At 76.9% G+C, this 21,957-nt stretch carries 22 protein-coding genes; 13 read left to right on the top strand and 9 right to left on the bottom strand.

The features are described 5' to 3' along the window. Positions 1–69: 69 nt before the first annotated feature. The 3 genes from ACRYR9_RS07390 to ACRYR9_RS07380 form a co-directional block, all read right to left on the bottom strand. Positions 70–1,842, bottom strand: a complete 1,773-nt coding sequence (locus ACRYR9_RS07390; RefSeq protein ID WP_432494138.1) for an N-acetylmuramoyl-L-alanine amidase — start codon at positions 1,840–1,842, stop codon at positions 70–72. 203 nt (positions 1,843–2,045) lie between these two features. After that, positions 2,046–3,686, bottom strand: coding sequence for a hypothetical protein (locus ACRYR9_RS07385; RefSeq protein WP_432494140.1), 1,641 nt, complete (start codon positions 3,684–3,686; stop codon positions 2,046–2,048). Positions 3,687–3,717: 31 nt separating this feature from the next. Continuing rightward, positions 3,718–4,473, bottom strand: a complete 756-nt coding sequence (locus ACRYR9_RS07380; protein WP_432494142.1) for a decaprenylphospho-beta-D-erythro-pentofuranosid-2-ulose 2-reductase — start codon at positions 4,471–4,473, stop codon at positions 3,718–3,720. A gap of 302 nt (positions 4,474–4,775) precedes the next feature. Here ACRYR9_RS07380 and ACRYR9_RS07375 point away from each other — a divergent pair, with 302 nt between their 5' ends. The 4 genes from ACRYR9_RS07375 (at position 4,776) to ACRYR9_RS07360 (ending at position 7,104) form a co-directional block, all read left to right on the top strand. Continuing rightward, positions 4,776–5,006: a FitA-like ribbon-helix-helix domain-containing protein gene (locus ACRYR9_RS07375; protein ID WP_432494144.1), complete on the top strand. Its 231-nt coding sequence runs from the start codon at positions 4,776–4,778 to the stop codon at positions 5,004–5,006. Then, positions 4,993–5,385 carry a type II toxin-antitoxin system VapC family toxin gene (locus ACRYR9_RS07370; RefSeq protein WP_432494146.1) on the top strand — a complete coding sequence of 131 codons (393 nt, stop codon included), beginning with the start codon at positions 4,993–4,995 and terminating at the stop codon, positions 5,383–5,385. Before ACRYR9_RS07375 ends, ACRYR9_RS07370 begins: the two co-directional genes overlap by 14 nt. A gap of 386 nt (positions 5,386–5,771) precedes the next feature. Beyond that, positions 5,772–6,191 (top strand): hypothetical protein, encoded by a 420-nt coding sequence (locus ACRYR9_RS07365; protein ID WP_432494148.1) that lies wholly within the window; start codon positions 5,772–5,774, stop codon positions 6,189–6,191. A gap of 157 nt (positions 6,192–6,348) precedes the next feature. Next, positions 6,349–7,104, top strand: coding sequence for a hypothetical protein (locus ACRYR9_RS07360; RefSeq protein WP_432494150.1), 756 nt, complete (start codon positions 6,349–6,351; stop codon positions 7,102–7,104). 107 nt (positions 7,105–7,211) lie between these two features. Here ACRYR9_RS07360 and ACRYR9_RS07355 read toward each other — a convergent pair whose 3' ends face one another. Both ACRYR9_RS07355 and ACRYR9_RS07350 read right to left on the bottom strand, forming a co-directional pair. Next, positions 7,212–7,520 carry a transcriptional regulator gene (locus ACRYR9_RS07355; protein WP_432494152.1) on the bottom strand — a complete coding sequence of 103 codons (309 nt, stop codon included), beginning with the start codon at positions 7,518–7,520 and terminating at the stop codon, positions 7,212–7,214. Continuing rightward, complete coding sequence (locus tag ACRYR9_RS07350) at positions 7,517–8,014, bottom strand: hypothetical protein (protein ID WP_432494154.1); 498 nt, start codon at positions 8,012–8,014, stop codon at positions 7,517–7,519. The genes ACRYR9_RS07355 and ACRYR9_RS07350 overlap by 4 nt, the downstream gene beginning before the upstream one ends. 488 nt (positions 8,015–8,502) lie before the next feature. Here ACRYR9_RS07350 and ACRYR9_RS07345 point away from each other — a divergent pair, with 488 nt between their 5' ends. The 4 genes from ACRYR9_RS07345 to ACRYR9_RS07330 all read left to right on the top strand — a co-directional run bounded on the left by ACRYR9_RS07345 (position 8,503) and on the right by ACRYR9_RS07330 (position 10,669). After that, positions 8,503–8,931, top strand: a complete 429-nt coding sequence (locus ACRYR9_RS07345) for a DUF6157 family protein (protein WP_432494156.1) — start codon at positions 8,503–8,505, stop codon at positions 8,929–8,931. Positions 8,932–8,981: 50 nt separating this feature from the next. Next, entirely contained in the window at positions 8,982–9,494 is a 513-nt protein-coding gene (locus ACRYR9_RS07340; protein ID WP_432494158.1) for a hypothetical protein, read from the top strand. Beyond that, positions 9,467–9,631 carry a hypothetical protein gene (locus ACRYR9_RS07335; protein ID WP_432494160.1) on the top strand — a complete coding sequence of 55 codons (165 nt, stop codon included), beginning with the start codon at positions 9,467–9,469 and terminating at the stop codon, positions 9,629–9,631. The genes ACRYR9_RS07340 and ACRYR9_RS07335 overlap by 28 nt, the downstream gene beginning before the upstream one ends. 102 nt (positions 9,632–9,733) lie before the next feature. Next, the gene (locus ACRYR9_RS07330; protein WP_432494162.1) at positions 9,734–10,669 is read left to right on the top strand and encodes an AEC family transporter; all 936 of its coding nucleotides are present in this window, start codon (positions 9,734–9,736) and stop codon (positions 10,667–10,669) included. A gap of 33 nt (positions 10,670–10,702) precedes the next feature. On the opposite strand, the gene galE is transcribed toward ACRYR9_RS07330, so the two are convergent. Further along, on the bottom strand, positions 10,703–11,677 hold the full coding sequence (gene galE, locus ACRYR9_RS07325) for a UDP-glucose 4-epimerase GalE (RefSeq protein WP_432494164.1): 975 nt from the start codon (positions 11,675–11,677) through the stop codon (positions 10,703–10,705). Positions 11,678–11,769: 92 nt separating this feature from the next. Between galE and manA the strand changes: the two genes are divergently transcribed. Then, entirely contained in the window at positions 11,770–12,975 is a 1,206-nt protein-coding gene (manA, locus tag ACRYR9_RS07320; RefSeq protein ID WP_432494166.1) for a mannose-6-phosphate isomerase, class I, read from the top strand. On the opposite strand, the gene ACRYR9_RS07315 is transcribed toward manA, so the two are convergent. Both ACRYR9_RS07315 and ACRYR9_RS07310 read right to left on the bottom strand, forming a co-directional pair. Next, complete coding sequence (locus ACRYR9_RS07315) at positions 12,929–13,999, bottom strand: AbrB family transcriptional regulator (protein WP_432494168.1); 1,071 nt, start codon at positions 13,997–13,999, stop codon at positions 12,929–12,931. The genes manA and ACRYR9_RS07315 overlap by 47 nt on opposite strands. A gap of 44 nt (positions 14,000–14,043) precedes the next feature. Further along, on the bottom strand, positions 14,044–14,769 hold the full coding sequence (locus ACRYR9_RS07310; protein WP_432494170.1) for a TIGR03089 family protein: 726 nt from the start codon (positions 14,767–14,769) through the stop codon (positions 14,044–14,046). Positions 14,770–14,901: 132 nt separating this feature from the next. Between ACRYR9_RS07310 and ACRYR9_RS07305 the strand changes: the two genes are divergently transcribed. Beyond that, a complete protein-coding gene (locus tag ACRYR9_RS07305; protein ID WP_432494172.1) occupies positions 14,902–17,043 on the top strand; it encodes a hypothetical protein in 2,142 nt (713 codons plus the stop codon). 33 nt (positions 17,044–17,076) lie between these two features. Here ACRYR9_RS07305 and ACRYR9_RS07300 read toward each other — a convergent pair whose 3' ends face one another. Further along, positions 17,077–17,823 (bottom strand): class I SAM-dependent methyltransferase, encoded by a 747-nt coding sequence (locus ACRYR9_RS07300; protein WP_432494174.1) that lies wholly within the window; start codon positions 17,821–17,823, stop codon positions 17,077–17,079. A gap of 77 nt (positions 17,824–17,900) precedes the next feature. Between ACRYR9_RS07300 and ACRYR9_RS07295 the strand changes: the two genes are divergently transcribed. Genes ACRYR9_RS07295 through ACRYR9_RS07285 form a run of 3 tightly spaced genes read left to right on the top strand, consistent with a single transcriptional unit; the run spans position 17,901 to position 21,885 of the window. Further along, entirely contained in the window at positions 17,901–18,890 is a 990-nt protein-coding gene (locus ACRYR9_RS07295) for a glycosyltransferase family 2 protein (protein ID WP_432494176.1), read from the top strand. Further along, positions 18,887–20,908 carry a glycosyltransferase gene (locus tag ACRYR9_RS07290; protein ID WP_432494178.1) on the top strand — a complete coding sequence of 674 codons (2,022 nt, stop codon included), beginning with the start codon at positions 18,887–18,889 and terminating at the stop codon, positions 20,906–20,908. The genes ACRYR9_RS07295 and ACRYR9_RS07290 overlap by 4 nt, the downstream gene beginning before the upstream one ends. Positions 20,909–20,913: 5 nt before the next feature. Then, positions 20,914–21,885 carry a lysylphosphatidylglycerol synthase domain-containing protein gene (locus ACRYR9_RS07285; protein WP_432494180.1) on the top strand — a complete coding sequence of 324 codons (972 nt, stop codon included), beginning with the start codon at positions 20,914–20,916 and terminating at the stop codon, positions 21,883–21,885. The last annotated feature ends 72 nt before the right edge of the window (positions 21,886–21,957 follow it).

The raw sequence follows: 21,957 nt of genomic DNA, 5'->3' as shown, positions 1-21,957 counted from the left end.
TAACGAAGCGCTGATAGTCCATTCACTGAGGGTGACAGCGTGCTGGGCTCTGCGCCCCGCGGCGCCCCGTCAGCGCACGGTCAGGCGCCCGTCACGGGCCCGCCACGTGATGCTGCCGCCGGTGAAGTCGCTGCGCCGCCCACCCGCGACGTCGTACTCGTCGCTGCTGGGGTAGCCCAGGTGCGAGTTCTCCCAGCCCAGCGAGGCCCACCGGTCGCGGATCGCGCCGAAGACCACGCGCGCGCCGGTGCGCGGGGAGAAGTAGATCGAGCCGCCCTGGAAGTGGTTGAACGCCCCGCCGGGCAGCGCCACCTCGTCGGTCAGCGGGTACCCCAGGAAGGAGTTCTCCCAGCCCAGCGAGGCGTACTTCTCCCGGATCAGCCCGCGCACCGCGTGCGTCCCCGCGGACGGGTGCGAGTAGATCGACCCCGCCTCGTAGTGGCGGTACCGCCCGCCGTCGCGCGCCGACCCCTCCGCACGCGTGGGGGAGCCCAGGGAGCGGGCGCCGCCGAGCTGGGCGTACTTGGTGTCGACGGCGCTGGCGGTGGCGGCGCCGCCGGCGGCCAGCTGGGCCACGCGGGTGCGGATGGTGTCCATCCTGGTGAAGCCGACGTTGCCGGGGCAGGCGGTGTAGCCGACGTCGCGGTGGGCGCTGACGGTGCGCAGCGTCACGGTGGTGCCGCGCGCGTAGCGGGCGGTGCCGCCGCCGGCGCTGGTCAGCTGGGTGGTGCCGGTGGGGTTGATGCCGTGCAGGGAGAACTTCCAGGCGATGACCTGAGCGACGGATTCGAGGCAGGCCGCGGAGGGGGCCGCCGAGGTGTAGTCGCCCATCATGGACACCCCGAAGGTGTCGACGTTGAAGCCGCCGGCGTGGGCGCCGACGACGGGGCGGGTGGTGCCGCCGGCGCGGCCTTCCCAGATGCCGCCGAAGCGGTCGACGACGAAGTTGTAGCCCAGGTCGGCCCAGCCGAGGGTGACGGTGTGGTAGCGGTACATGCCGCGGATGACGGCGGGGACCTGGGCCTGGGTGTAGGTGCCGGGGTCGGCGGTGTGGTGGACCACGGCGGCTTTGAGGGTGCTGCTGTAGGAGGCGGAGGACTTGCGCAGGGTCTCGTCGGCGCCCCAGGCCGCGCGGGTGCGGATCGCGGGCGCGGCCAGCGCCACCCGCTCGTCCACCGACTGCGCGCTCTGCGCCAGTGCGCTCTCCGCCAGCGCGCCGCCCGCCGCCGCGAGCCGCGCCACCCCCGCCGCGGCGGGTGCGTCGCCGTCGCGCTCGCCGGGGTCGACGACCTCCAGCCGGGCCGCGGCCGCGTCGGCGGCGCGCAGCCGCACCTGCACCTGCGCGGCGCCCAGCGGGCCCGTCCACAGCGGTTCCGTGGCGACGACGCCCGCGCCGCCCGCCCCGTCGGCGGTCGCGTCGGGGCCGCTGTCCACGAGCGACAGCTCGTTCCACGCACCCCACTCGCCGCCCGCGGGGCGCACCCGCACCGCCACCGGCCCGGCCCCGTCCGCGCCCGCGCCGCCGAGCACCACGCCCAGCAGGCTGCCCCCGTCGACGTCCACGGTGACCTCGGTCAGCTCGCCGCCCGCCGGGGAGGCGCCGTCCCCGGGCAGCGCCGTGGCAGCACCCCCGCCGGGGGCGGTGCGCAGCAGCGGCCCCGAGCCGCTCCCGGCCGCCGCCAGCGGCAGCGAGCGCGTGGAGCCCGACACCGGCAGCGGCAGCGCCGAGGCGCTGCTGAGGCCCGCACCGCCCACCGCGGCCGGCGCGGCCTGCGCCGGGGGTGCGGCGAGCAGGGCCAGCAGCCCGGCCCCGGTGCCGCCCAGGGCCGCGCGGCGGCTCACCGGGGTCCCGCCGCGGCGGGGCTCCGGCAGGGGTCGTCGTCGCTGCGGTGCAGGGGTCATCGCCGGGGCGCTCCGTCCGTCGTTCCGAGGGGTCACCGGTCGGTGACGCCCCACCAGTGCCGAAACCTAGACGACGGTGGAGGTGATGTGAACGAGGCGGAGGGAACCGGTGGGGCGCGGGGGAGGTCCCGCGGGCGTCCCCGTCAGGCCGCCAGCACCGCTCCCGGCCGGTCCCGCGCCACGTACAGCCGCACCCCGAAGGCCCGCAGGTGCTGCTCGCGCGCCACCCGGTACCCCTCCTGCAGCAGCCGCAGCGTCTCGCGGTCCTGCTCGCTGGCCGTGACCACCGGCCCGGAGCCGCCGACGACCCACACCCGCCCGGTGCCCTCCAGCGCCCCCGCCAGCTCCTGCGGCGGCAGCACCGTGCCCACCAGGGTCGCCGACTCCGCCGCCGGCCGGTCCAGGGCCAGGTCCCGCAGCCCCGCGAACGCCTCCGGGTACAGCTGGGTCAGCACCCGGTAGCGGTACTCGCCGTCCGGCACGAACAGCAGCCCGTCGCCCGCGCGGGCGTGCTCGGCCAGGTACGCCGCCGTGCCGCGCAGGTCCTCGGCGTGACCGAGCTGCGCGTCGCGGAACACCAGCTGCACCCGCAGCCCCGCCAGCGCCGTGCCGGCCACCAGCACCAGCGCCACCGCCGCCGGCAGCACCCGCACCCACCGCACCCACCGGCCCCCGCGCGCGCCGGGCAGCGCCGCGGTCACCGCCGCCGCCAGCAGCAGGCACGTCCCCGGGACCACCACCACCAGGTAGCGGGTCGTCCACAGCGGGTGCACCTGCGAGAGCAGCCACAGCGCCGGCACCGGCGCCGCGCCCCACAGCAGGCCCACCGCCAGCAGCGCCCGGCCACGCGCCCGCCACACCGCCAGCGCCACCGCCCCCGCGGCCAGCGCCACGGTGAGCGGCGAGCCCAGCGCGAAGACGACGTGCTCGCCCAGCTGCCGCAGCAGCGGCGGGCGCAGGAACGCCACCTGCCCCTGCTGGGTGCTCTGCGCCACCAGCAGCGGCAGCGCCAGCAGCAGGCCCGCCCCGCCGGCCACGGCCCCGCGGCGCCGCGCACCCGCGACGGCACCGGCCCCGCGCAGCAGGAGCAACCCGGCGTGCGCGGGCAGCACCATCAGCGCCAGCGTGTTCAGCGCCGTCAGCAGCGGCAGCGTCAGGGCGTACCCCACCCACCAGCCGCGCCGCGCCGAACCGCACGCCCGCACCAGCAGGTACGCCGAGGCCGTCGCCACCAGCGTCGCCAGCGCGTACGGCCGCGCCTCCTGCGCGTAGCGGCTCACCAGGGGGGTGGCCACCCACAGCGCCGCCGCCGTCGCCCCGGCCAGCCGCGCCGTGCGCGGGCCCACCGCCGGCAGCGCCAGGCGCCGCGCCAACCCGTGCAGCAGCGGAGCCGTGGCCGCCGCCGCCAGCACCGACGGCCAGCGCGCCTGCACCACCGTCGCCGACGGCCCGAACAGGGCGTGCACGAGGAAGTAGAACGGCGCGTGCACCAGGTCCACGTGCTGCACCAGCCGCCAGATCTGCTCGGCGCTGCGGTTCGCCACCGCCACCGTCACGGCCTCGTCGCGCCACGGGCTCGGCACGCCCACCCGCCAGGAGAACACCCCCAGGCCCACCAGCGCCCACACCAGCCCGAGCACCGCGTCCGGCCCGGGCCGGACGCGCCGGGACCGCACCACCACGGGCGGGCGGTGCGCGGTGGCGCCGGCCCGCGTGCGCGCCCGGGGGACGCGTGCCGCCTGCTGCGTGCGCGCCTCAGTGCTCAGATCGACCTCGCTCGTCACCGTCCGCGCTGCTGCCCCCCGCGCGCAGCCGTCACAGCGGCAGCCTGCGGAACACCGGTGCGGGCACGTGGCGCAGGGCCGACATCACCCAGCGCATCGGCTCCGGAGCCCACACGGTCTCCTTGCCGGTGCGCACGGCGTCGACGGCGACCTCCGCCACCTGCTCCGCGGACACGGACAGCGGGGCCGCCTTCAGCCCCTCCGTCATCTTCGTGGTGACGAAGCCCGGGCGCACCACGACGACCCGCACCCCCGCCGGGCGCAGCGCCTCGCGCAGCCCCGTGAAGAACGCGTCGAAGCCCGCCTTGGAGGACCCGTAGACGAAGTTGGAGCGGCGCGCGCGCTCACCCGCCACCGACGACAGCGCCACCAGCACCCCGTGGCCCTGCGCCCGCAGCCGCTGCGACAGCAGCACGCCCAGGCGCACCGGGGCGGTGTAGTTCACCGTCGCCACCAGCTCGGCGGCGTCCGCGTCCTGCCAGGACTCCTCGTTGTCGCCCAGGACCCCGAAGGCCAGCACCGTCACGTCCACGTCCCCCGCGGCGAACGCCTCGGCGACGACCCGCTCGTGCGAGGCGGTGTCGGTGGCCTCGAAGTCCACGGTGCGCACCACGTGGCCGCGCCCGTGCAGGCGGTCCACGGCCGCGTCGCGGCGCTCGCCCGGGCGGGCGGCCAGGGTGACCTCCAGCGGACGCTGCGGGCTGAGCCGCTCCACGACGGCCAGGCCGATGTCCGAGGTCCCTCCGAGCAGCAGCACGGAGCGGGGGTTGCCGAGGGCGTCGATCACGGAGCGTCTCCAGGACGGTCGGGGAGGGCTGGCGCGGCGGACCGGCCGACCTCGCCGGCCCGCCCGGGTCCGGGACACCCGGACGAGTCGTCCGACCCTAGCAACGCCGCCGCTGGCTCCCGACGCCGTGGACGTGCGCCCGGCGCTCGCCGCCTCGTCGTCGTGACCGCGCTCGCGCGGCGGCACCGCGACGACGGCGGTGGGGTGCTCGGCGACGTCCGCGGACCGCGGGAGGGCGACTCCGCGCTCCTGCCGGTGACCACGCGATTGCACACCGGCGCCAGCAGCGCCAAAATGGCGCCATGCCCAGCGTTCAGATCAAGGACGTCCCCGACGAGACGCACGCCGTCCTGCGCCGCCGCGCGGCCCTGGCCCACCAGTCCCTGCAGGAGTACCTCCTGGCCAAGCTCGTCGAGGAAGCCAGCACCCCCTCCCTCGACGAGGTGCTCGAACGCGCCGGCGGACGAGCAGGTGGCAGCCTGTCCTTCCGCGACGCGCTGAAGGCGGTGCGCGACGACCGTGATCGTCGTTGACGCCAGCGTCCTCGCCCCCGCCCTGACCGACGACGGGCCCGACGGGGACCGCGCCCGGGATCGTCTACGAGGCGAGGTGCTCACCGCCCCCGAAGTGATCGACCTCGAGGTGGCCTCCGTCCTGCGCCGTGCCGCGAACGGAGGTCGCCTGCCCGAGCGTCGCGCCGACCTGGCGCTGAACGACCTCGTCGACCTGCCCCTGCGCCGGGCCGCTCACCGGCCCCTGCTGCACCGCTGCTGGGAACTGCGCCACACCGTCACCAGCTACGACGCCGCCTACGTCGCACTGGCCGAGGTGCTGGGCATCGTCCTGGTCACCGCCGACGCCCGCCTGTCCCGTGCGCCGGGCATCACCTGCGAGGTGGAAGTCCTGCGGTGAGTGTTCGCGGTCATCCCGCGTTGTGCGCGCTGTCGCTGGCGGCCGGCGACTTCACGATCTTGTCGAGATCCGGGCGGTTGCGGCCGGCCCCGACTCGAACGGGAACGACCCACCTCGCGCCGGTCCTAGGTCATGATCGGACCATGCGGACACCCTGCGCACTGCGTCAACGGCTGACCGCGGTCCTCGATGAGAAGAACCGAAGCAGCCACCACGGTGGGCGACACCCAGCAGCAGCCGCGCTGACCTTGACCGCAGCAGTCACCCTCGCTGCGTGCGCTGACACGAGCCCCGCCGCCTCGCCACCATCCACGAGCGAGCAGGCCGCGACCGCGTCCAACGCGACGGCCACACCGCAACCAGGCCCCTACGTCCAGCCGGAGTTTGTGCAACTGCCCATCGACGGACCCGACCGCCCCGGGGACGACCTCATCGACTGGCGGCGTCAGGTCCGGGAATCGATGCAGCGCTATCCGGACACGTTCGCTGTCCCTGTTGAGCTGCCCGCCGACATCTCCATGGCCTTCACGAGCACGTGGTGGGACCACCCCGTCCTGGACGTCATGACCGATGCTTCTGGCGTCATCGTCTGCCGCGACGAGCTCCCCGCCTGCCAGAAGGCACTCGGTGATGCACCGGTCGTCGTGGTCCGCAGCGGCGACGTGGACTCCCACCCCTTCCACGTCCTGCTCAAGCCTCCCGCCCAACCTGGGACCACAGGCGAACTCACCCCTGCTCAGGAGCAGTACTGGACCACGGTGGCGTTCACCTCCGCCGTCCCCGACTGGGCGATGGAAGCAGCCTGAGCAAGGCCGAACCGCTGCAGGCACCTGGCACCGGGCCGCGCACCGATCTCCCGGTCATCCCGCTGGCCACGCGCGATCATGAGCCGCTGGCGACTTCACGGTCGCGCCGATGTCCAGCTGCGGGGATGCGGAACAGCGACCGCTCCACACTGGCCCGGTGAGCCTCCAGCACCTGCAGCCGGCCCCACCCGACACCACCGCCACCTGGCTGACCGATGCCCTGCCGCTGGACCTCTTCACCCCCCGCGGCGCCACGATCGACGCCTTCGCGGCCACCACCTCGCTGCTGCACCCGGCCAGCGACGCCGACGGCGTCCCCGTCACCTGGGCGCAGGTGGCCGCGCACACCGGCCACCTCCTACACCCGACCAGCACCTGGGACGACGTCTGCGGCACCGTGCACACCCGCCGCAGCACCCGCAACGACTGGCCCGGCGGCGCACCCGACCTCGGCGAGCTCGGCGAGAGCGGCTGGGATGCGCTGCTGAGCCACCTGGTGCGCTGGTCCGGACCCGCCGCCGCCTGTGTCCTCGCCGTCGATGAGGACCTGCCGTGGGTGCGCGGCGGCGCGCACGTCGGCTTCTACGGCGACCCGTACCACGCCGAACCGCCGCAGGAGCCGGCCTTCGACGCGCAGGTGCTCACCGCCGCGCCCCGCGTCCAGCTGCTGCGCACCTGCCTGCTGCTGGCCGGCTCACTGGCCGCGGTGCGCACGCTGGGACGCACCTGGCGCTACCGAGACCGTCACTGGTTCGAGCGTCACGGCCCCACCGCCCTGTGGCCGGCTGACCGCTCCTGGCTGGTGCTGACCGACCTCGACGCCGACAGCACCGTCGTGGCCGGTCCCCGCACCCTCATCGACGCTCTCTCGGCCGATGCCCGGCTCGAGACCCGACCGCAGCCGCCGGCGTAGCTACCCGCCGGACGACTTCACGGTCATCCCGCAATCCGCGCGCTGTCCGCGCTGTCATCAGACGTTCTTGTCTGCGCGCTTGGCGCCATGTGCTCAGGGGGTCGTGGTCAGGGGGTCGTGGCCAGGGCTGCGATGCGGCGCAACTCCGCCAGGTGACCCTCCAGAGCGACGCGGCCGGCGTCGGTCAAGGAGAGCCAGGTGCGCGTTCGCGAACCGTGCGGGGTCTTGGAGGTGTGCACGTACCCGGCGTCCGCCAGGACCTTGACGTGCTTGCTGAGCACCGAGTCGCTGATGGCCAGCGCCTGGCGCACTGTGGCGAAGTCCAGCGCCTCCACTGCGGCGAGCATCGCGCAGATCTGCAGGCGGTTGGGGGCGTGGACGATCTCGTCGAAGACCGGGCGCGCCTGCGCGCTCACGCGTCCGCCTGCGCACTACGGCCGTCGCGCACGCGCCGGCGCAGCAGGTCGTCGATGCGCCGTTCGGTGAGCACCGTGGCCACGAAGGCACCGATCCCGGCGACGGGCAGGGCCAGGGGGACGCCGGCGAAGGCCTGCAGCGAGAACCCGAGCGCGAACAATCCGAACACGACGGCGTACCAGGTGCCCAGGCCTTCGCCGTAGCGCTCGATGGAGATCCCCGTCGAGCGCCTCAGCGCCGCCAGCAGGGCCATCGGCGCCAAGATCGCCCCGAGCACGATCAGCAGTGTGGATGCCGACTCCGCGCTGCTGCCGGCATCGGGCCTGCCCACGAGCAGGCCGACGCCGAGGAAGAGGGAGGCGGTGCACGCAGCGGCCCCTAGGCGGTACCACCACGGGGAGGTGATGCGCTCGGCCAAGCGCCGGCGCGTGTCGGTGATCTCCTGCAGGGCGGCGCGGGCGTCGTCCGGAGTGGCCCTGGAGTCGCTTTCCATGATGGAAAGCTAGCTCTCGCTTTCCATCACGGCAAGTGAGCGGGCGAGCCCCCGCGGGGGTTGCGGGAGTGCGCGGTCATCCCGCCGTCCGCGCACCTCCAGGGGCACGTCGCGACACGATCGCGCGTCGAACCGGGCAGGCCCAGCGCTACCTCACGGGCCGGCGCACCCCGACTCCAGCCGGTCCACCACCGCGTGGGCGCGGCGGCACCGCATCCAGCTCCCGGTACAGGCCACGCCGTCCCACGTGCCAGCGCACGCGCTGCACCCGTGCCCCACGCACCTGCCCCGACGGCGCCGGCCACCGCCGGCGAAGACGCTGCTCCGCCCGCCGGTGCGCACCGTCCGGGCCGCGGTCCTGCTGCCGCCTCCGTGCTGGACCGCGCGCGCACGAGCGGTCGCGCCCTCGCGGTGGGCGCGACGCACCGAGCCACCCCGAACCACCCGATGCGGCCCCCCCACCCCGGCGCCGCGCGGTAGGAAGAGGCGTGGGCTACCGCGACACCTTCATCTCCGTGGCCGGGGACTGCCGGGCCGCCACCGGGCAAGCGCCGCCCGCGCGGGCCCGGCCCACCGTGGCAGGGGTGCAGCACGCGATGCTCACCGCGCGCCCCGGGCACTACACGCAGGAGGAGGTGCTGCTGGCCAGCTCACCCGGGCTGCGCGCCCGCGAGGACGTCGGCGACCTGGAGCAGCTGCCCGCCGAGGAGCTGCAGCGGCTGCTGGTGGAGCACTTCGCCCAGCCCCGCGCCTGCCTGCGCGCCTCGCCGCTGCCCAAGACGTACGGCTGGGGCCTGCACCACGACGAGCACGGCCGCATCACCCTGCACGCGGTGGACTCCGCCGAGTACGCCCGGCTGAGCACCGACACCTCGCTGACCCAGCTGGAGGCGATGCGCTCACGCCGCGCCGGCTGAAGCGGCACCGGCGCCGCCCGACCCCGACCCGGTTCGGCGCCCGCTTGCCGGTGGCGGTGCTCGGGTTCACCGGCCGGCGCAGCGGGCGCCGCTTCGAGGTGCCCGTGGGGGTGCACGACGTCGCCGGGCGGCGACTGGTCTTCACCGGTGCACCGTGGCGGGTGAACTTCCGCGGCGGCGCGCCCGCCGAGCTGCTCAGCGGCGGGCGGATCGGCACGGTGCACGTGGACCTCGTGGAGGACCCGGCCGAGGTGGGCGCGCTGTTCCGCGCCACCTTCGCCGCGGGCACCACCGCGGCCCAGCTCGCCCTGCGCATCGCCCCCGGCCACGACCCCGGCGACGAGGAGCTCGCCGCGCAGCGCAACGTCCTGCTCCTGCGCCAGGCGGTCCGCTGCTGCCGTCACCGTGACCTCGCCGCGGGGGAGTCCCGCTGCCGGAGGGCGCCGTGGCTCCCCGGCACGTCACACTGTCCGCCATGGCGAGGCAACCCTGGTGGCGGGCGACGAGGACGCTGGAGCAGTCCAAGCGGTCGGGGATGCTCTACGCGGCCCTCGCCGTGCTGACGTGGACCCTGTGGTTCGACGACGGCAGCCCCCTCGTGTGGCTCGCGAAGATCACCTTCACCGTCGTGGCGCTGTACTTCCTCGCCGCCTGGTACGTCAGGCGCTCCCGCGAGGGGGAGGGGGAGGAGGCCGGTTAGCCGCTCCCTCGTCCCCGTGGCGGCCCGGCACGGGAGCGTGCCCGGCGCGCCTCAACCTCGGGGCGTGCCGCCGCCCCCGCCCGTCCCCGCCGGCCGGCGAACGTGAGCGGTGTCCTGACCGGCTTCGTCGTCGTGGCGAGCGTCGTGGCCGTCGGCTACCTGCTGGGGCGCACCGGCGCCCTCGGGCCGGGGGCGCAGGCGGTCGTCTCGCGGCTGGTGTTCTTCGTGGGCACCCCCGCACTGCTGGTGCGCACCCTCGCGGGCACCGACCCGCGCGAGCTGCTGTCCGGGCAGGTGGCGCTCACCGGCGCGGGGGTCGTCGCCTGCGCGGTGCTCTGGTGGGTCCTGGCCCGCCGGCGACTGCACCTGGGCGTGCGCGAGGCCGTGATCGGCGCCCTGTCGTCCTGCTACGTCAACGCCGTCAACATCGGGCTGCCGGTGGCCGCGTACGTGCTGGGCGACCTGACGGCCGTGCTGCCGGCGCTGCTGCTGCAGATGGTGGTGCTCTCCCCGGTGGCGCTGGCGGTGCTGGACCTCACCGGGCAGCGCGCGCGGCCGCCGGGGCGCGCCGCCCGCGCGCGCCGCCTCGTGGCGCCCCTGCTCAACCCGATCCTGCTGGCCGGGGCCGCCGGGCTCGCGCTCAGCGCCTCCGGGGCGTTGCTGCCCACCGCGCTGGACCGCCCCCTGGAGCTGCTGGGCGGGCTCGCGGTGCCCGGGGCGCTGCTGGCGTTCGGCATGTCCCTGCACGGGCGGGTCTCGGCGAGCTGGCGGCGCACCGACGTCCTGCTGGCCACCGCGCTGAAGGCGTTCGTGCAGCCCGCGGTGACGTACGCGGCGGCCCGGTGGGGGCTGGGGGTCGGCCCCGCGGGCACGTACGCCGCGACCGTGGTCGCCGCCCTGCCCACGGCGCAGAACGTCTTCACCTTCGCGGTGCGCTACGGCGCCGGGGTGGAGCTGGCCCGCGACACGGTGCTGCTGACCACGGTGCTGTGCGTGCCCGTGGTGCTGCTCATCAGCGTGCTCCTGCCGCACGGCTGAACCGGCCCTGCGGCACGAGGTCCAGCGCGGTGCTCAGCGCGCGGCGCGCCACGCCTCCCAGGCGGAGGAGACGATGTCGTGCAGGCCCTTCGAGCCCGTCCAGCCCAGCTCCTCGCGGATGCGCGTGACGTCGGCGACCAGCCGCGGGGGGTCGCCCGCGCGCCGCTCGCGCACCTCCGGCTCCACGTCGATCCCGGTGACCTCCCGCACCACGCGCAGCACCTCGAAGACGGAGGCGCCCGCACCGGTGCCGACGTTGAAGACGTCGTGCCCCTCCTCGGCGGCCTCGCCCGCCAGGTGGTCCAGCGCGGCCAGGTGCGCCTCGGCCAGGTCCAGGACGTGCACGTAGTCGCGCACGCAGCTGCCGTCGGGGGTGGGGTAGTCGTCGCCGAGCACGACCGGGGCGCGGCCGGCGTCCAGCGCGGTGAACACGATGGGGATCAGGTTCATGACGACCGCGTCGCCCAGGTCCGGCCAGCCGGCACCGGCGACGTTGAAGTAGCGCAGGTTCGCCGAGCGCAACCCCCACGCCACCCCCGCGGCGCGGTTCATCCACTCGCCCACGAGCTTGGTCTGCCCGTAGGGGTTGATGGGCTCGGCGGGGCCGTCCTCGCGCACCACGTCGACCTGCGGGGCGCCGTAGGTGGCGGCGGAGGAGGAGAACACCAGCCGGCCCACCCCCGCGTCCTGCATCGCCTGCAGCAGGTTCGCCTGCCCGCCGACGTTCTGCTGCCAGTACCAGGCGGGCCGCTGGACGGACTCGCCGACCTGCTTGCGGGCGGCGAAGTGGATCACCGCGTCCACGGAGTGCTCGGCGAAGGCGCCGCGCAGCACCTCCTGCGCGCCCTCGGCGGCCAGGTCCACCTGCACCACGGGGGAGTCGCCCACCCGCTGGGCGCGGCCGTTGGACAGGTCGTCGACCACCACGACGTCCTCGCCGCGCTGCTGCAGCAGCCGCACCACGTGGGAGCCGATGAACCCCGCACCGCCCGTCACCAGAACGCTCATGCCCGTGATCGTAGCCACGGGAGGCGGCCGCCCACGCGTTCCGGGCGGCCGTTCACCCCCGCAGGCGCACCTCGTTCCCTAGGGTGCGCAGGGTGTTCGTCCTCGACAACCGCGTCCAGCCCTACGCCTGGGGCAGCACGCACGCGATCCCCGGCCTGCTGGGCACCGAGCCCGACGGCGGCCCGCAGGCGGAGCTGTGGATCGGCGCGCACCCCTCGGCCCCCTCGCTGGCCGCGCCCGCCGGCGGGGGCGCGCCCCGGCCGCTGGACGAGGTCGTCGCCGCCGATCCGGCCGGCGTGCTGGGCCCGCAGCGCCGCCGCGACCGGCTCGGGTTCCTGCTGAAGGTCCTCTCCGCGGCCGCGCCGCTGTCCCTGCAGGCCCACCCCGACCGCGCCACCGCGCAGCGCCGGTACGCCGAGGAGGAGGCCGCGGGCGTCGCGCACGACGCCCCGCACCGGCTGTACCGCGACGACGAGCACAAACCGGAACTGCTGTACGCGCTGGAGCCGTTCGCGGCCGTGGCGGGGTTCCGCTCCCCGGCCGCGGCCCGCGAGCTGCTGACCGGGCTGGACCTGCCGCCGCTGCCGCCCGCCGCGGACCACCTGCTCACGGGGTTGCTGCAGGACCTCGCCGGCGCCGACGAGAGCGTCGCCCTGCGCGCCGCCACCACCCGGCTGCTGGACGCCGCCGAGGACGCCGCCGCGCCCCTGGCGGGCGCCGTCGCCACCGCCTGCCGCGACGTCGACGACGACTCCGCGCGCTGCGTCGTCCTGCTGGCCGAGCACCACCCCGGCGACCCGGGCGTGCTGGTGTCCACGCTGCTGAACCAGGTGCGCCTGGCGGCGGGCGAGGCGCTGTACCTGCCGGCGGGCAACGTGCACGCCTACCTGTCGGGCACCGGCGTCGAGCTCATGGCCAGCTCCGACAACGTGCTGCGCGGGGGCCTGACGCCCAAGCACGTCGACGTGCCCGAGCTGCTGCGGGTCCTGGACTTCCGCGTGCTGCCGCCGCCGCTGCTGCCGCCGCGGCGCGTGTCCGACGACGAGGTGCTCTTCGCCCCCGGCGACGTCGACGACTTCGCGCTGAGCGTCCTGCAGGTGCGCCCCGGCGCCCGCACCCGCTGGGAGCGCGCGGTGCCGCGCGCGCTGCTGTGCCTGGACGGCGAGGTGCGGGTGGAGTCGGCGACCTCCGGGGTGGTGCTGGCGCGCGGGCGCTCGGCGTTCGCCACGGCCGCCGAGCACCCGCTGATGATCACGGGGTCGGGTCGGCTGGTGGCGGCGGGTCCCGGCGGCGCCTGAGCGCTCCGCCGGCCAGGGCGCGCGCCAGCACCGGCGCCGCCAGCAGCATCACCAGCAGCCGCAGCACCTGCACGCTGAGCACGAACGTGGCGTCCGCGCCGGAACCGACCGCCGCGGCCAGCACCGCGTACAGCCCGCCCGGCGTGGTCGCCAGGTACGTGTCCAGCAGCGGCAGCCCCGTCGCCGCCGACAGCAGCGCCGCCAGGCCGGCGCTGCCCGCCACGCCCACGACGATCAGCGCCAGCGCCGCCGGCAGCACCCGCGCCACGCTCGCCAGGCTCGCCGGGGTGAACCGCAGGCCCACCTGCAGGCCGATGAGCGCGTACGCCAGCGCCTCCAGCGTGCCCGGCACCCGCGCCGCGCCGGCCAGGCCCCCCAGCGACACCGCCGCCGCCAGCAGCATCGGCCCCAGCAGCGACGCCGCCGGCAGGTGCGCCACCCGGCCCAGCCACCGCCCCGCGACGCCGCACACCACGACCAGCAGCAGGCCCGCCCACAGCGGGCCGCCCGCCGCGGGCGCCACCGCCCCCTGCGCGCGCACCCCGAACGCCACGTGCAGCACCACCGGCAGGGACAGCACCACCACCAGCACCCGCACGTACTGCACGACCGCCACGACGCGCTCGTCCGCACCGAGCTGGCGGGCGATGACGACCAGGCCGCTCGCGCCGCCGGCCACCAGGGCGAACGCGCCCGTGACGGGGTCCACGTCGCGGTGCCGGCCCAGCAGCGCACCGGTGCCCAGGCTCAGCGCCAGCGTGCCCAGGGTCACCAGCACCACGGGCAGCCAGTGCTCCCCGAGCGCGGCCAGCGTCGACAGCTGCACGAGGGTGCCGATGGTCACGCCGACGACGGCCTGCGCCGCCGTCCCCGTGCCGCGCGGCAGCGGCAGCGGGCGCGGCAGCAGCAGCGCGTCGAGCAGCCCGGTGACCAGCCCCGCGAACAGCGTGGGCGAGGGCAGGCCGAGGGCGGCCAGGCCCGCGGAGGCGGCGACGGTCGCCGCGGCCAGGACCACGGCGTGCACGGCGGTCCCCGCCCCGCCGGAGCGGGGTGCGGCGGGCGGCACGGTCAGGTGCGCGGCAGCCGCGCGTCCACCCGTTCCTGCGCGGCGACCGCCTCCGGCAGCGCGGCCAGGTCCGGGGTGAGCACCGCGGAACCGCCGCGGCACCAGGCGGCCAGCGGGCCGCGGACCGCGTCGGCGGGGCCGACGTCGGTGAGCAGGCGCACCCCCACCGGCCAGGCGGCGCCGGCGGAGGCGGCCTCGGCCAGCAGCGAGCCGTGGGTCAGGCCGTCCAGGGCCCCGTCACCGGGCGCCGGCTCGGCCAGGGGGGCGTGCACGTCGCCGTAGCCGGTGACGACCCGCGCGTAGTCCAGGACCCCGGCCGGCAGCTCCGCGCCGAACGACGTGGCCAGCGGTGCCAGGGACACGGCGACCCGGTCGGCGGGGCCGCCGCCCAGCGCCGCGGCGCTCGCCGAGACGAGGACGTCGGCGTCCTCGTGCGCGCCCGTCAGCGCGTGCGCACCGGTGGACAGCACCGCCAGCTGCCACACCAGGGTGCGCCAGTGCGCCGGCAGGTCCAGCGCGACGCGGGTGCCGGGACCGGTGTCGAACTCCTCCTCCAGCAGGTTCGCCGTCTTGGCGACCCAGTTGGCCAGCACGCGCGCGGACAGCTCCACCCGCTCGCCCGTGTCGGCGTACCGCTCGCCGTAGAAGGTCAGGCGGGGCGCGGTGGGGTCGCCGGCGACGAGGGTCTGCAGCAGCGCGGGCACCGAGCGGGGCGTCGAGGGCGGCACGCCCCCACGCTACGGCCCACCCCGCCCGAGATCGCGGTGATCAAGGAAGTGGCGACTTCCTCGATCACCGCGGGGTGTGGCGGGGTGGGTGGGGTGGGCGGTGGCGTCGGCGGGAGCCGCTAGCGTCCCCGCGTGCCCGCAGCCCCCCGCGTCGACGCCGCGACCGCCGACCGCGCAGTGCGTCCCGAGCCCGCCTGGGCCGGGGTGCTGCTGACCCGGGTCCCCGTGGTGCTGGCCGCGGCCGTCGCCGCGGTCACCGCGGTCGCCGTGCCGCTGGTCCTGCTGGACCTGTGGGCCCCCTGGACGGCGCTGCCGGTGTGCCTGGTCGCCGCCGTCCTGGCCGCGCGCCCGGCCTGGGCGGTGCCCGCCGTCCCAGCTCCGGCGTGGGCGGCGCTGAGCAGCCTCGCCGTGGCCGTCGCCGGCGGGCTCTGGGCCGGCCTGACCCGCGCCGAGCACGTCGTGCTGCGCCGCGACGCCGGCTCGCAGGCCCTGTACGCGCACCACCTGGCCACCCACCACGGACTGCCCGTGGACCCCTCGCTCGCGGCGCTCGGCGGCGCGCAGGCGCTGGCCGACCCGAACGTGACGATCGCCAGCCCCGCCTTCTACGAGGTCGGCACCGACGTCGTGCCGCAGTTCCTGCTGGGCGCGCCGGCGCTGTACTCGCTGGGGGAGTGGGCCGGCGGCTGGGAGGGGCTGCTGCTGGCGCCGGCGCTGGTGGCCGTGGCCGCCCTGCTGGCGGTGGCGGGTCTGGCCGCGCGCGTCGTGGGCCCGCGCTGGGCGCCCCTGGCGGTGGCCGCGTTCGCCCTGGCGCAGCCGGTGCTGCACGTGAACCGCTCCACGTACTCGGAGGTCCCGGCGCTGCTGGTGCTGGCCGCCGCCGCCTCGGTGCTGGTGGCGGCCACCGCCGCCGCGGGCACCCCGACGCTCGCCGCGCGCCTGGGCGGCGGGGCGGGGCTGCTGCTGGGCGCCTGCGGCTTCGTGCGCATCGACTTCCTGCGCGAGGTCGCGCTGCTGCTGCCGGTGGTGGCGGGGCTGGCGGCGCTGCGCCACCCCGCGGCCCGCGCCCTGCTGGCCGGCACCGCGGTCAGCACGCTCCTGGCGGCGGCCGCGGCGGTGGCGTACTCACGGCCCTACCTGGGCACGATCGCCGGTTCCCTGCTGCCGCTGGTCGCCGCCCTGCTGGCGCTGGCGCTCGCGTCCTGGGCGGGGCTGCGGCTGGCCCGCACCGGGCGGCTCGCGCGCACGCGGTGGTTGACCAGCCCGCGGCTGGGCCCCGCGCTGGCCGCGGTGCTGGGGCTGGTGCTGCTGGGGCTGGCGAGCCGGCCGCTGTGGCTGGTGGTGCGCCAGGACCCCGCAGACCCCGGCAGCCGGCTCGTCGCCGGGCTGCAGCAGGCGCAGGGGCTGCCGGTGGACGGCGGGCGCACCTACGCGGAGCACTCCGTGGACTGGCTCTCCTGGTACCTGGGCTGGCCCGCGGTGGCCGCCGCGGGCGCGGCGGCCGTGGTGCTGCTGGCGCGCCTGGTGCCGGCGCTGCAGGGCCGCGCCCCGCTGCCGGCGTGGGCGGCGCCGTTCGTGGTGGCCGTCGGCTCGACGCTGCTGACGCTGTACCGCCCCGGCATCACCCCCGACCACCCGTGGGCGGACCGGCGGTTCGTGCCGCTGGTGCTGCCGGCGGTGGTGCTGCTGGCCACCGCGGCGGTGGCGTGGGCGGTGCGGACCCTGCCCGCCGCCGTGTCGCGCGTGCTGCCGGGACGCGGGGCGGGCACGGTCCTGGCAGCCGTGGGGGCGGTGCTGCTGCTGGTGCCGGCGGCGCTGGCCACGGCCCCGCTGGCCGGGCAGCGCACCGAGCGCGGTCAGCTGGCCGCCGTGGCCGAGGCCTGCGCGTCCTTCCGGGAGGGCGACGTGGCGCTCGCCGTGGACCCCCGCTCGCGCAACGAGTGGCCGCAGGTGCTGCGCGGCACCTGCTCGGTGCCCACCGCCTCGATCGTGGTGCCCACCGCGCAGGGCCGCCCCGGCACCGAGGAGTACCTGGACGTGCTGCGGGCGGCGGTGCAGCGCCAGGCGCAGCGGGTGCGCGACGCCGGCGGGCGCCCGGTGCTCGTCGCCGCCGGCGGCGACCTGGCGGCCGCCGACACGCTGCGCGCCCTGGGCGTGCAGGAGCCCACCACGGTGGCGCGGGTGCGCACCAGCGAGGACGAGCGCGTCCTGGTCGAGCGCCCCGACGGCGGTCAGGCCATCACCGTGGAGCTGGTGACGGGGGTGGCGCCGTGAGCGCCGCGCCCCGGGCCGACCCGTCCCCGCTCCTCAGGGCAGCTTCGTCCGCGAGCAGCGCGTCACGTACGGCAGCTCGAGGGAACCCACCGCGTCCAGGCGCTCCTGCGCCTGCCGGCGCACGTCGTCCAGCACGGCGCGGCGGCCCGCCTCGTCCAGCGTGATGACCCAGCTGCGCGACATCGTCAGCTCCAGCAGCCCCTCCACGCTCGTGGGCCGCGACCAGCGCACGTCGTAGCGCTCGACCGGCCCGAAGGGCGGGCCCACGCGCGGCGCGAGGCTGCCCAGGTGCTCCTCGCCGGCGCCCGGCAGGGTGCGGTCCAGGCGCGCCACCCAGTCCACGGACGGGTCGCGCACGTTCCACAGCAGCCCCAGCGTCCCGCCCGGGCGCAGCACCCGCGCCACCTCCGGCGCCGCCCGCTCCGGGTCCACCCAGTGCCAGGACTGCCCCGCGACGACGGCGTCGACGCTGCCGTCGGGCAGCGGCAGGTCCTCGCCGGTGCCGTCGAGCACCTCCACGTCCGGCAGCACCGCGGTGAACTGCTCGCGCATGCCCGCGGTGGGCTCGACCGCCACGACCTCCAGGCCGCGCGCGAGCAGCAGGCGGGTCAGCTTGCCGGTGCCGGCGCCCAGGTCGAGCACGCGGCGGGCGCCCGGCGGCAGCACCCAGTCCAGCGCCTCGTCGGGGTAACCGGGCCGGGCGCGCTCGTACACGGCGGCGGCCTCGCCGAAGGATCGGGCCTGGGCGGCGCGCTGCGCCCTGCGCTGGTCGGGGTCCACGGGCCCATGCTGCAACGGGGCGGCGGGCCGTTCGGAGCCGGGACCCCCGCCGGGGCCTGGGTAAGCTCCCCAGCGCCATGGCACCCGAACTCCCCGCAGACGCCGTCGCGTCCCCGCCCGCCCCGCCGGCGCCCGCCGGCGGCCCCGGACCGCTGCCGCCCCCCGTGGGGGAGGACGTCGCGCCCGTCGCCACGATCGTGCTGCCCTGCTACAACGAGGAGGCGCACGTCCTGCAGGAGATCGAGCGGATCACCGCGGCGATGGACGCCGACGGCATGGCGTACGAGCTCCTCGCGGTCGACGACGCCTCCAGCGACGGCACCCTCGCCGTGCTGCGCGGGGCCGAGCAGCGCTACCCGCACCTGCGGGTGGTGGCGTTCCGCCGCAACGGCGGCTCGGGCACGGTGCGGCGCATCGGCACGCAGATGGCCCGCGGCGAGATCGTCGTGTGGACCGACGCGGACATGACGTACGAGAACGAGCGCATCCCCGAGCTGGTGCGGGTGCTGCTGGAGGACGACTCCTACGACCAGGTCGTGGGCGCGCGCACCACCGAGGAGGGCAGCCACAAGGTGCTGCGGGTGCCGGCGAAGTTCGTCATCCGCAAGGTCGCCGAGGTGCTGGCCCGCCAGCGCATCCCCGACCTGAACTCCGGCCTGCGCGCCTTCCGCAAGTCGGTCTCGCTGCCGTACCTGCGGCTGCTGCCGCCCGGGTTCTCCTGCGTCACCACGATCACGCTGGCGTTCCTGTGCAACCAGCACGACGTGAAGTACGTGCCCACCGCGTACGCCAAGCGCGCGGGCACCTCGAAGTTCCACTTCGTCAAGGACGCCTACCGCTACATCCTGCAGGTGCTGCGGATGGTCATGTACTTCGAGCCGCTGCGGGTGCTGATGCCGCTGGCGCTGTTCCTGTTCGGCCTGGGGTTCGTCAAGGCCGTCACCGACATGTTCCGGCACGCGTTCTACTTCCCCGCGAACACCGTGCTGCTGCTGGTCTCCGGCCTGCTCATCGGCTCGGTGGCGCTGCTGGCCGACCTCGTGGTGCGCTCGCGGGACTCCGCGTGAGCGCCGACCCGTCCGCCGTCCCGCCCGCCACGACCGCCCCGCCCGACGCGGTGCGCCGGGTGGTCGTGGTCGGCCCGGCGCACCCCGCCAAGGGCGGCACGGCGCTGCACACCACCGAACTGGCCCGCCACCTGGCCGCCGAGCCCGGCGCCGACGTGAAGCTGGTCTCGTGGGCGCGGCAGTACCCCGCGGTGCTGTACCCCGGGCGCCCCGAGGTGCCCGGCGGCGTGCCGGAGGTGCCGGAGTTCGAGCCCACGGTGCGCTCGCTGGCGTGGAGCTCACCGGCCTCCTGGGCGCGCACCGGCCGCCGGATCGCCCCGGCCGACCTGGTGGTGCTGACCCACGTGGTCCCGCTGCAGGTGCCGGCGCTGCTGGGCGTGCTGGCGGGGCTGCGCGCGGCCCGCTCCAGCGCGCGCACCGTCGTGGTGGCCCACAACGTCCTGCCGCACGAGTCGCGGCCCGGGGACGCGCTGCTGGTGCGCCGGCTGCTCTCCGCCGTGGACGGGGTCCTGGTGCACACCGACGCGCAGGCCGAGCTGGCCCGCGCGCACGGCGCGGCGCACGTGGAGGTCGCGGACCTGCCCCCGCACCTGCCCGGCGGTGCGCCGCTGCCCGGCCCGGCCGGCTCGCGGGTGCCGCGCGACGGCGGGGTGCGGCTGCTGAGCCTGGGCGTGGTGCGCGGGTACAAGGGCGTGGACGTGCTGCTGGAGGCGCTGCGCCTGGTGCCCTCGGCCCGGCTGACGGTCGCCGGGGAGCTGTGGGGCGAGGCCGGGCGCGCGGTGCGCGAGCTGGCCGGCGCACCCGGGCTGCGCGGGCGCGTGGAGCTGCGCGAGGGGTACGTGCCCGCCGCGGACCTGCCGGCGCTGCTGGCCGAGCACGACGCGCTGGTGCTGCCGTACCGCACGGCCACCGCCTCGCAGAACGCCCTGCTGGCCTTCGCCCACGGCCTGCCCGTGGTGGCCACCCGCACCGGCTCGTTCCCCGCCCAGGTGCGTGACGGCGTCGACGGCGTCCTCGTCGAGCCCGGCAGCGTGCCGGCGCTGGCCGAGGGCCTGCTGCGCCTGACCGGCGGCGGGCTGCAGCGCCTGCGCGAGGGCGTGCGCCCGCCGGACCTGGAGGAGCCCTGGTACGGCTACCTGGCCGCGCTGCGCCGCGCCGCGCAGGGCCCGGCGGCCGCGGCCCCGCCCGGCGGGCGGGTGCTGGCGCTCGCCAAGCGCGGCGCCGAGCACGCCCTGTGGGCGCGGGTGGGGGTGCAGCGCCGCGTCGGCGAGCAGCTCGCCGCCCGTGAGCTCGCCGCCCCGCCGGCGCGCCGGCCGGTGCCCAGCGGGGTTCCGCGCACCGGCGTGCTGCAGGACGCCGCGGAGGTCGCCGACGCCGTCGCGCAGGCCAGGCGCCTGCGCCTGCCCCCGCACCCGGACTCCCCGAAGAACTGGGACGCCCTGGGCGCGGTCGCGGCGGTGCTCACCCTCGCCGACGACGGCTCGCGCACCGCGCGGGTCCTGGACGCCGGCAGCGCCCGCTACTCCCCGGTGCTGCCGTGGCTGCGGCTGTACGGCTTCGGCGCCGATCGCGGCGCCCTGTCCGGCATCAACCTGGAGTTCGGCGTCCCCGTGCACCGCGACGGGGTGGAGTTCCGCCACGGCGACGTCACCGACACCGGCCTGCCGGACGGCTCGCTGGACGCGGTGACGTGCATGTCCGTCATCGAGCACGGCGTTCCGGTGCCGGCGTTCCTGGCCGAGACCGCGCGCGTGCTGCGCCCCGGCGGGGTGCTGTGCGTGTCCACCGACTACGACGCCGACCCGCCGGACACGACGGGGATCACCGCCTACGGCGCCCCGGTGCGCATCTTCTCCCCGGCCGGCGTGCGCGAGCTGGTCGCGCAGGCGGAGCGGCTGGGGCTGGAGCTGGTGGGGGAGCTGACCGACGAGGTCCTGGCGCACCCCGAGCGGCCGGTGCACTGGGCCCGCACGGGGCTGGACTACACGTTCGTGCTGCTGACGTTCCGCCGGCGCTGACGCGCGTGCTGCGCCGGGTCCTCGCGCTGCTGCGCTCGCCGTGGGTGCGCGGCGCGTTCCTGCTGCTGGCGCTGGCGCTCGCGGTGGCGTACGTGGTGCGCGAGCGGGCGGCGATCGCCGACGCGTGGGCGCGGGTGGACGCGCCGGCGGTGGCGCTGGCCCTGGTGCTGTCGGTGGCGAACGTGGCCCTGTCGGGGGCGTCGTGGCGCGCGGTGCTGGCCGACCTGGGCTCGCCGCTGCCGTGGCGGGGTGCGGCGCGGGTGTTCTTCGTCGGCCAGCTCGGGCGGTACGTGCCGGGCACGGTGTTCCAGTTCGTGGCGCAGGCGGAGCTGGCCCGCGACCTGGGGGTGCCGCGCCGGCGCACCGGCTCGGCGCTGGCGGTGGCGCTGCTGGTGTCGATGACGACGGCCGGGCTGCTGGTGACGGGCGTGCTGCCGTTCGCGCTGCGCGGCGCGGACCTGCCGGGGGGCGCGTGGGTCGGGTGGGTGCGCTGGCTGGCGCCGCTGCTGCTCGTCCTGCTGGTGCCGGCGGTCCTGAACCGGCTGCTGGGGGTGCTGCTGCGGCTGGCGCGCCAGGACCCCCTGGAGCACCCGGTGACGGCGCGGGGCCTGCTGGCCGCCGCGGGCTGGGCGCTGGCGTCGTGGCTGGCGGTGGGGCTGCAGGTGTTCGTGCTGGTGCGCTCGCTGGGGGTGGGGTGGCCGCCGGGGCGGCTGCTGGCGCTGGCGGTCGGCGGGTACGCGCTGGCGTGGATCGTCGGGTTCCTCGTCGTGCTGGCGCCGGCGGGCGCGGGGGCGCGGGAGGTGGTGCTGGCGGCGGTGGTGGCGCTGGTCGCGGGCGGCGGGGTGCCGGCCGTGGTGGTGCTGGGCTCGCGGGTGCTGCTGACCGTCGCGGACCTGCTGCTGGCGCTGGCGGCGCTGGCCGCCACCCCCGGCGCCCTCGCCCGCCTGCGCCGCGCCCCCTCCCGCCCCGCCCCCTGACCCCCACCACCCCCGTCCCACCCCGCGGGGGGGGGGGGGGGGGGGGGGGGCCCGCGGGGGGGGGGGGGGGGG

Origin of the sequence: Kineococcus auxinigenes (assembly GCF_050871525.1) — a bacterium.
In the GTDB taxonomy this organism is placed as follows: Bacteria; Actinomycetota; Actinomycetes; order Actinomycetales; family Kineococcaceae; genus Kineococcus.
Note: the sequence above shows the minus strand (reverse complement) of the source record. Positions and strands in the feature narration are given on the sequence as shown.

Excerpts from the sequence above, each read along its gene's own strand:
- ACRYR9_RS07375 (WP_432494144.1), top strand. The coding sequence starts at position 4,776 with ATGCCCAGCGTTCAGATCAAGGACGTCCCCGACGAGACGCACGCCGTC.
- galE (WP_432494164.1), bottom strand. The coding sequence starts at position 11,677 with ATGAGCGTTCTGGTGACGGGCGGTGCGGGGTTCATCGGCTCCCACGTG.
- ACRYR9_RS07335 (WP_432494160.1), top strand. The coding sequence starts at position 9,467 with ATGCTCTACGCGGCCCTCGCCGTGCTGACGTGGACCCTGTGGTTCGAC.
- ACRYR9_RS07350 (WP_432494154.1), bottom strand. The coding sequence starts at position 8,014 with ATGGAAAGCGACTCCAGGGCCACTCCGGACGACGCCCGCGCCGCCCTG.
- ACRYR9_RS07295 (WP_432494176.1), top strand. The coding sequence starts at position 17,901 with ATGGCACCCGAACTCCCCGCAGACGCCGTCGCGTCCCCGCCCGCCCCG.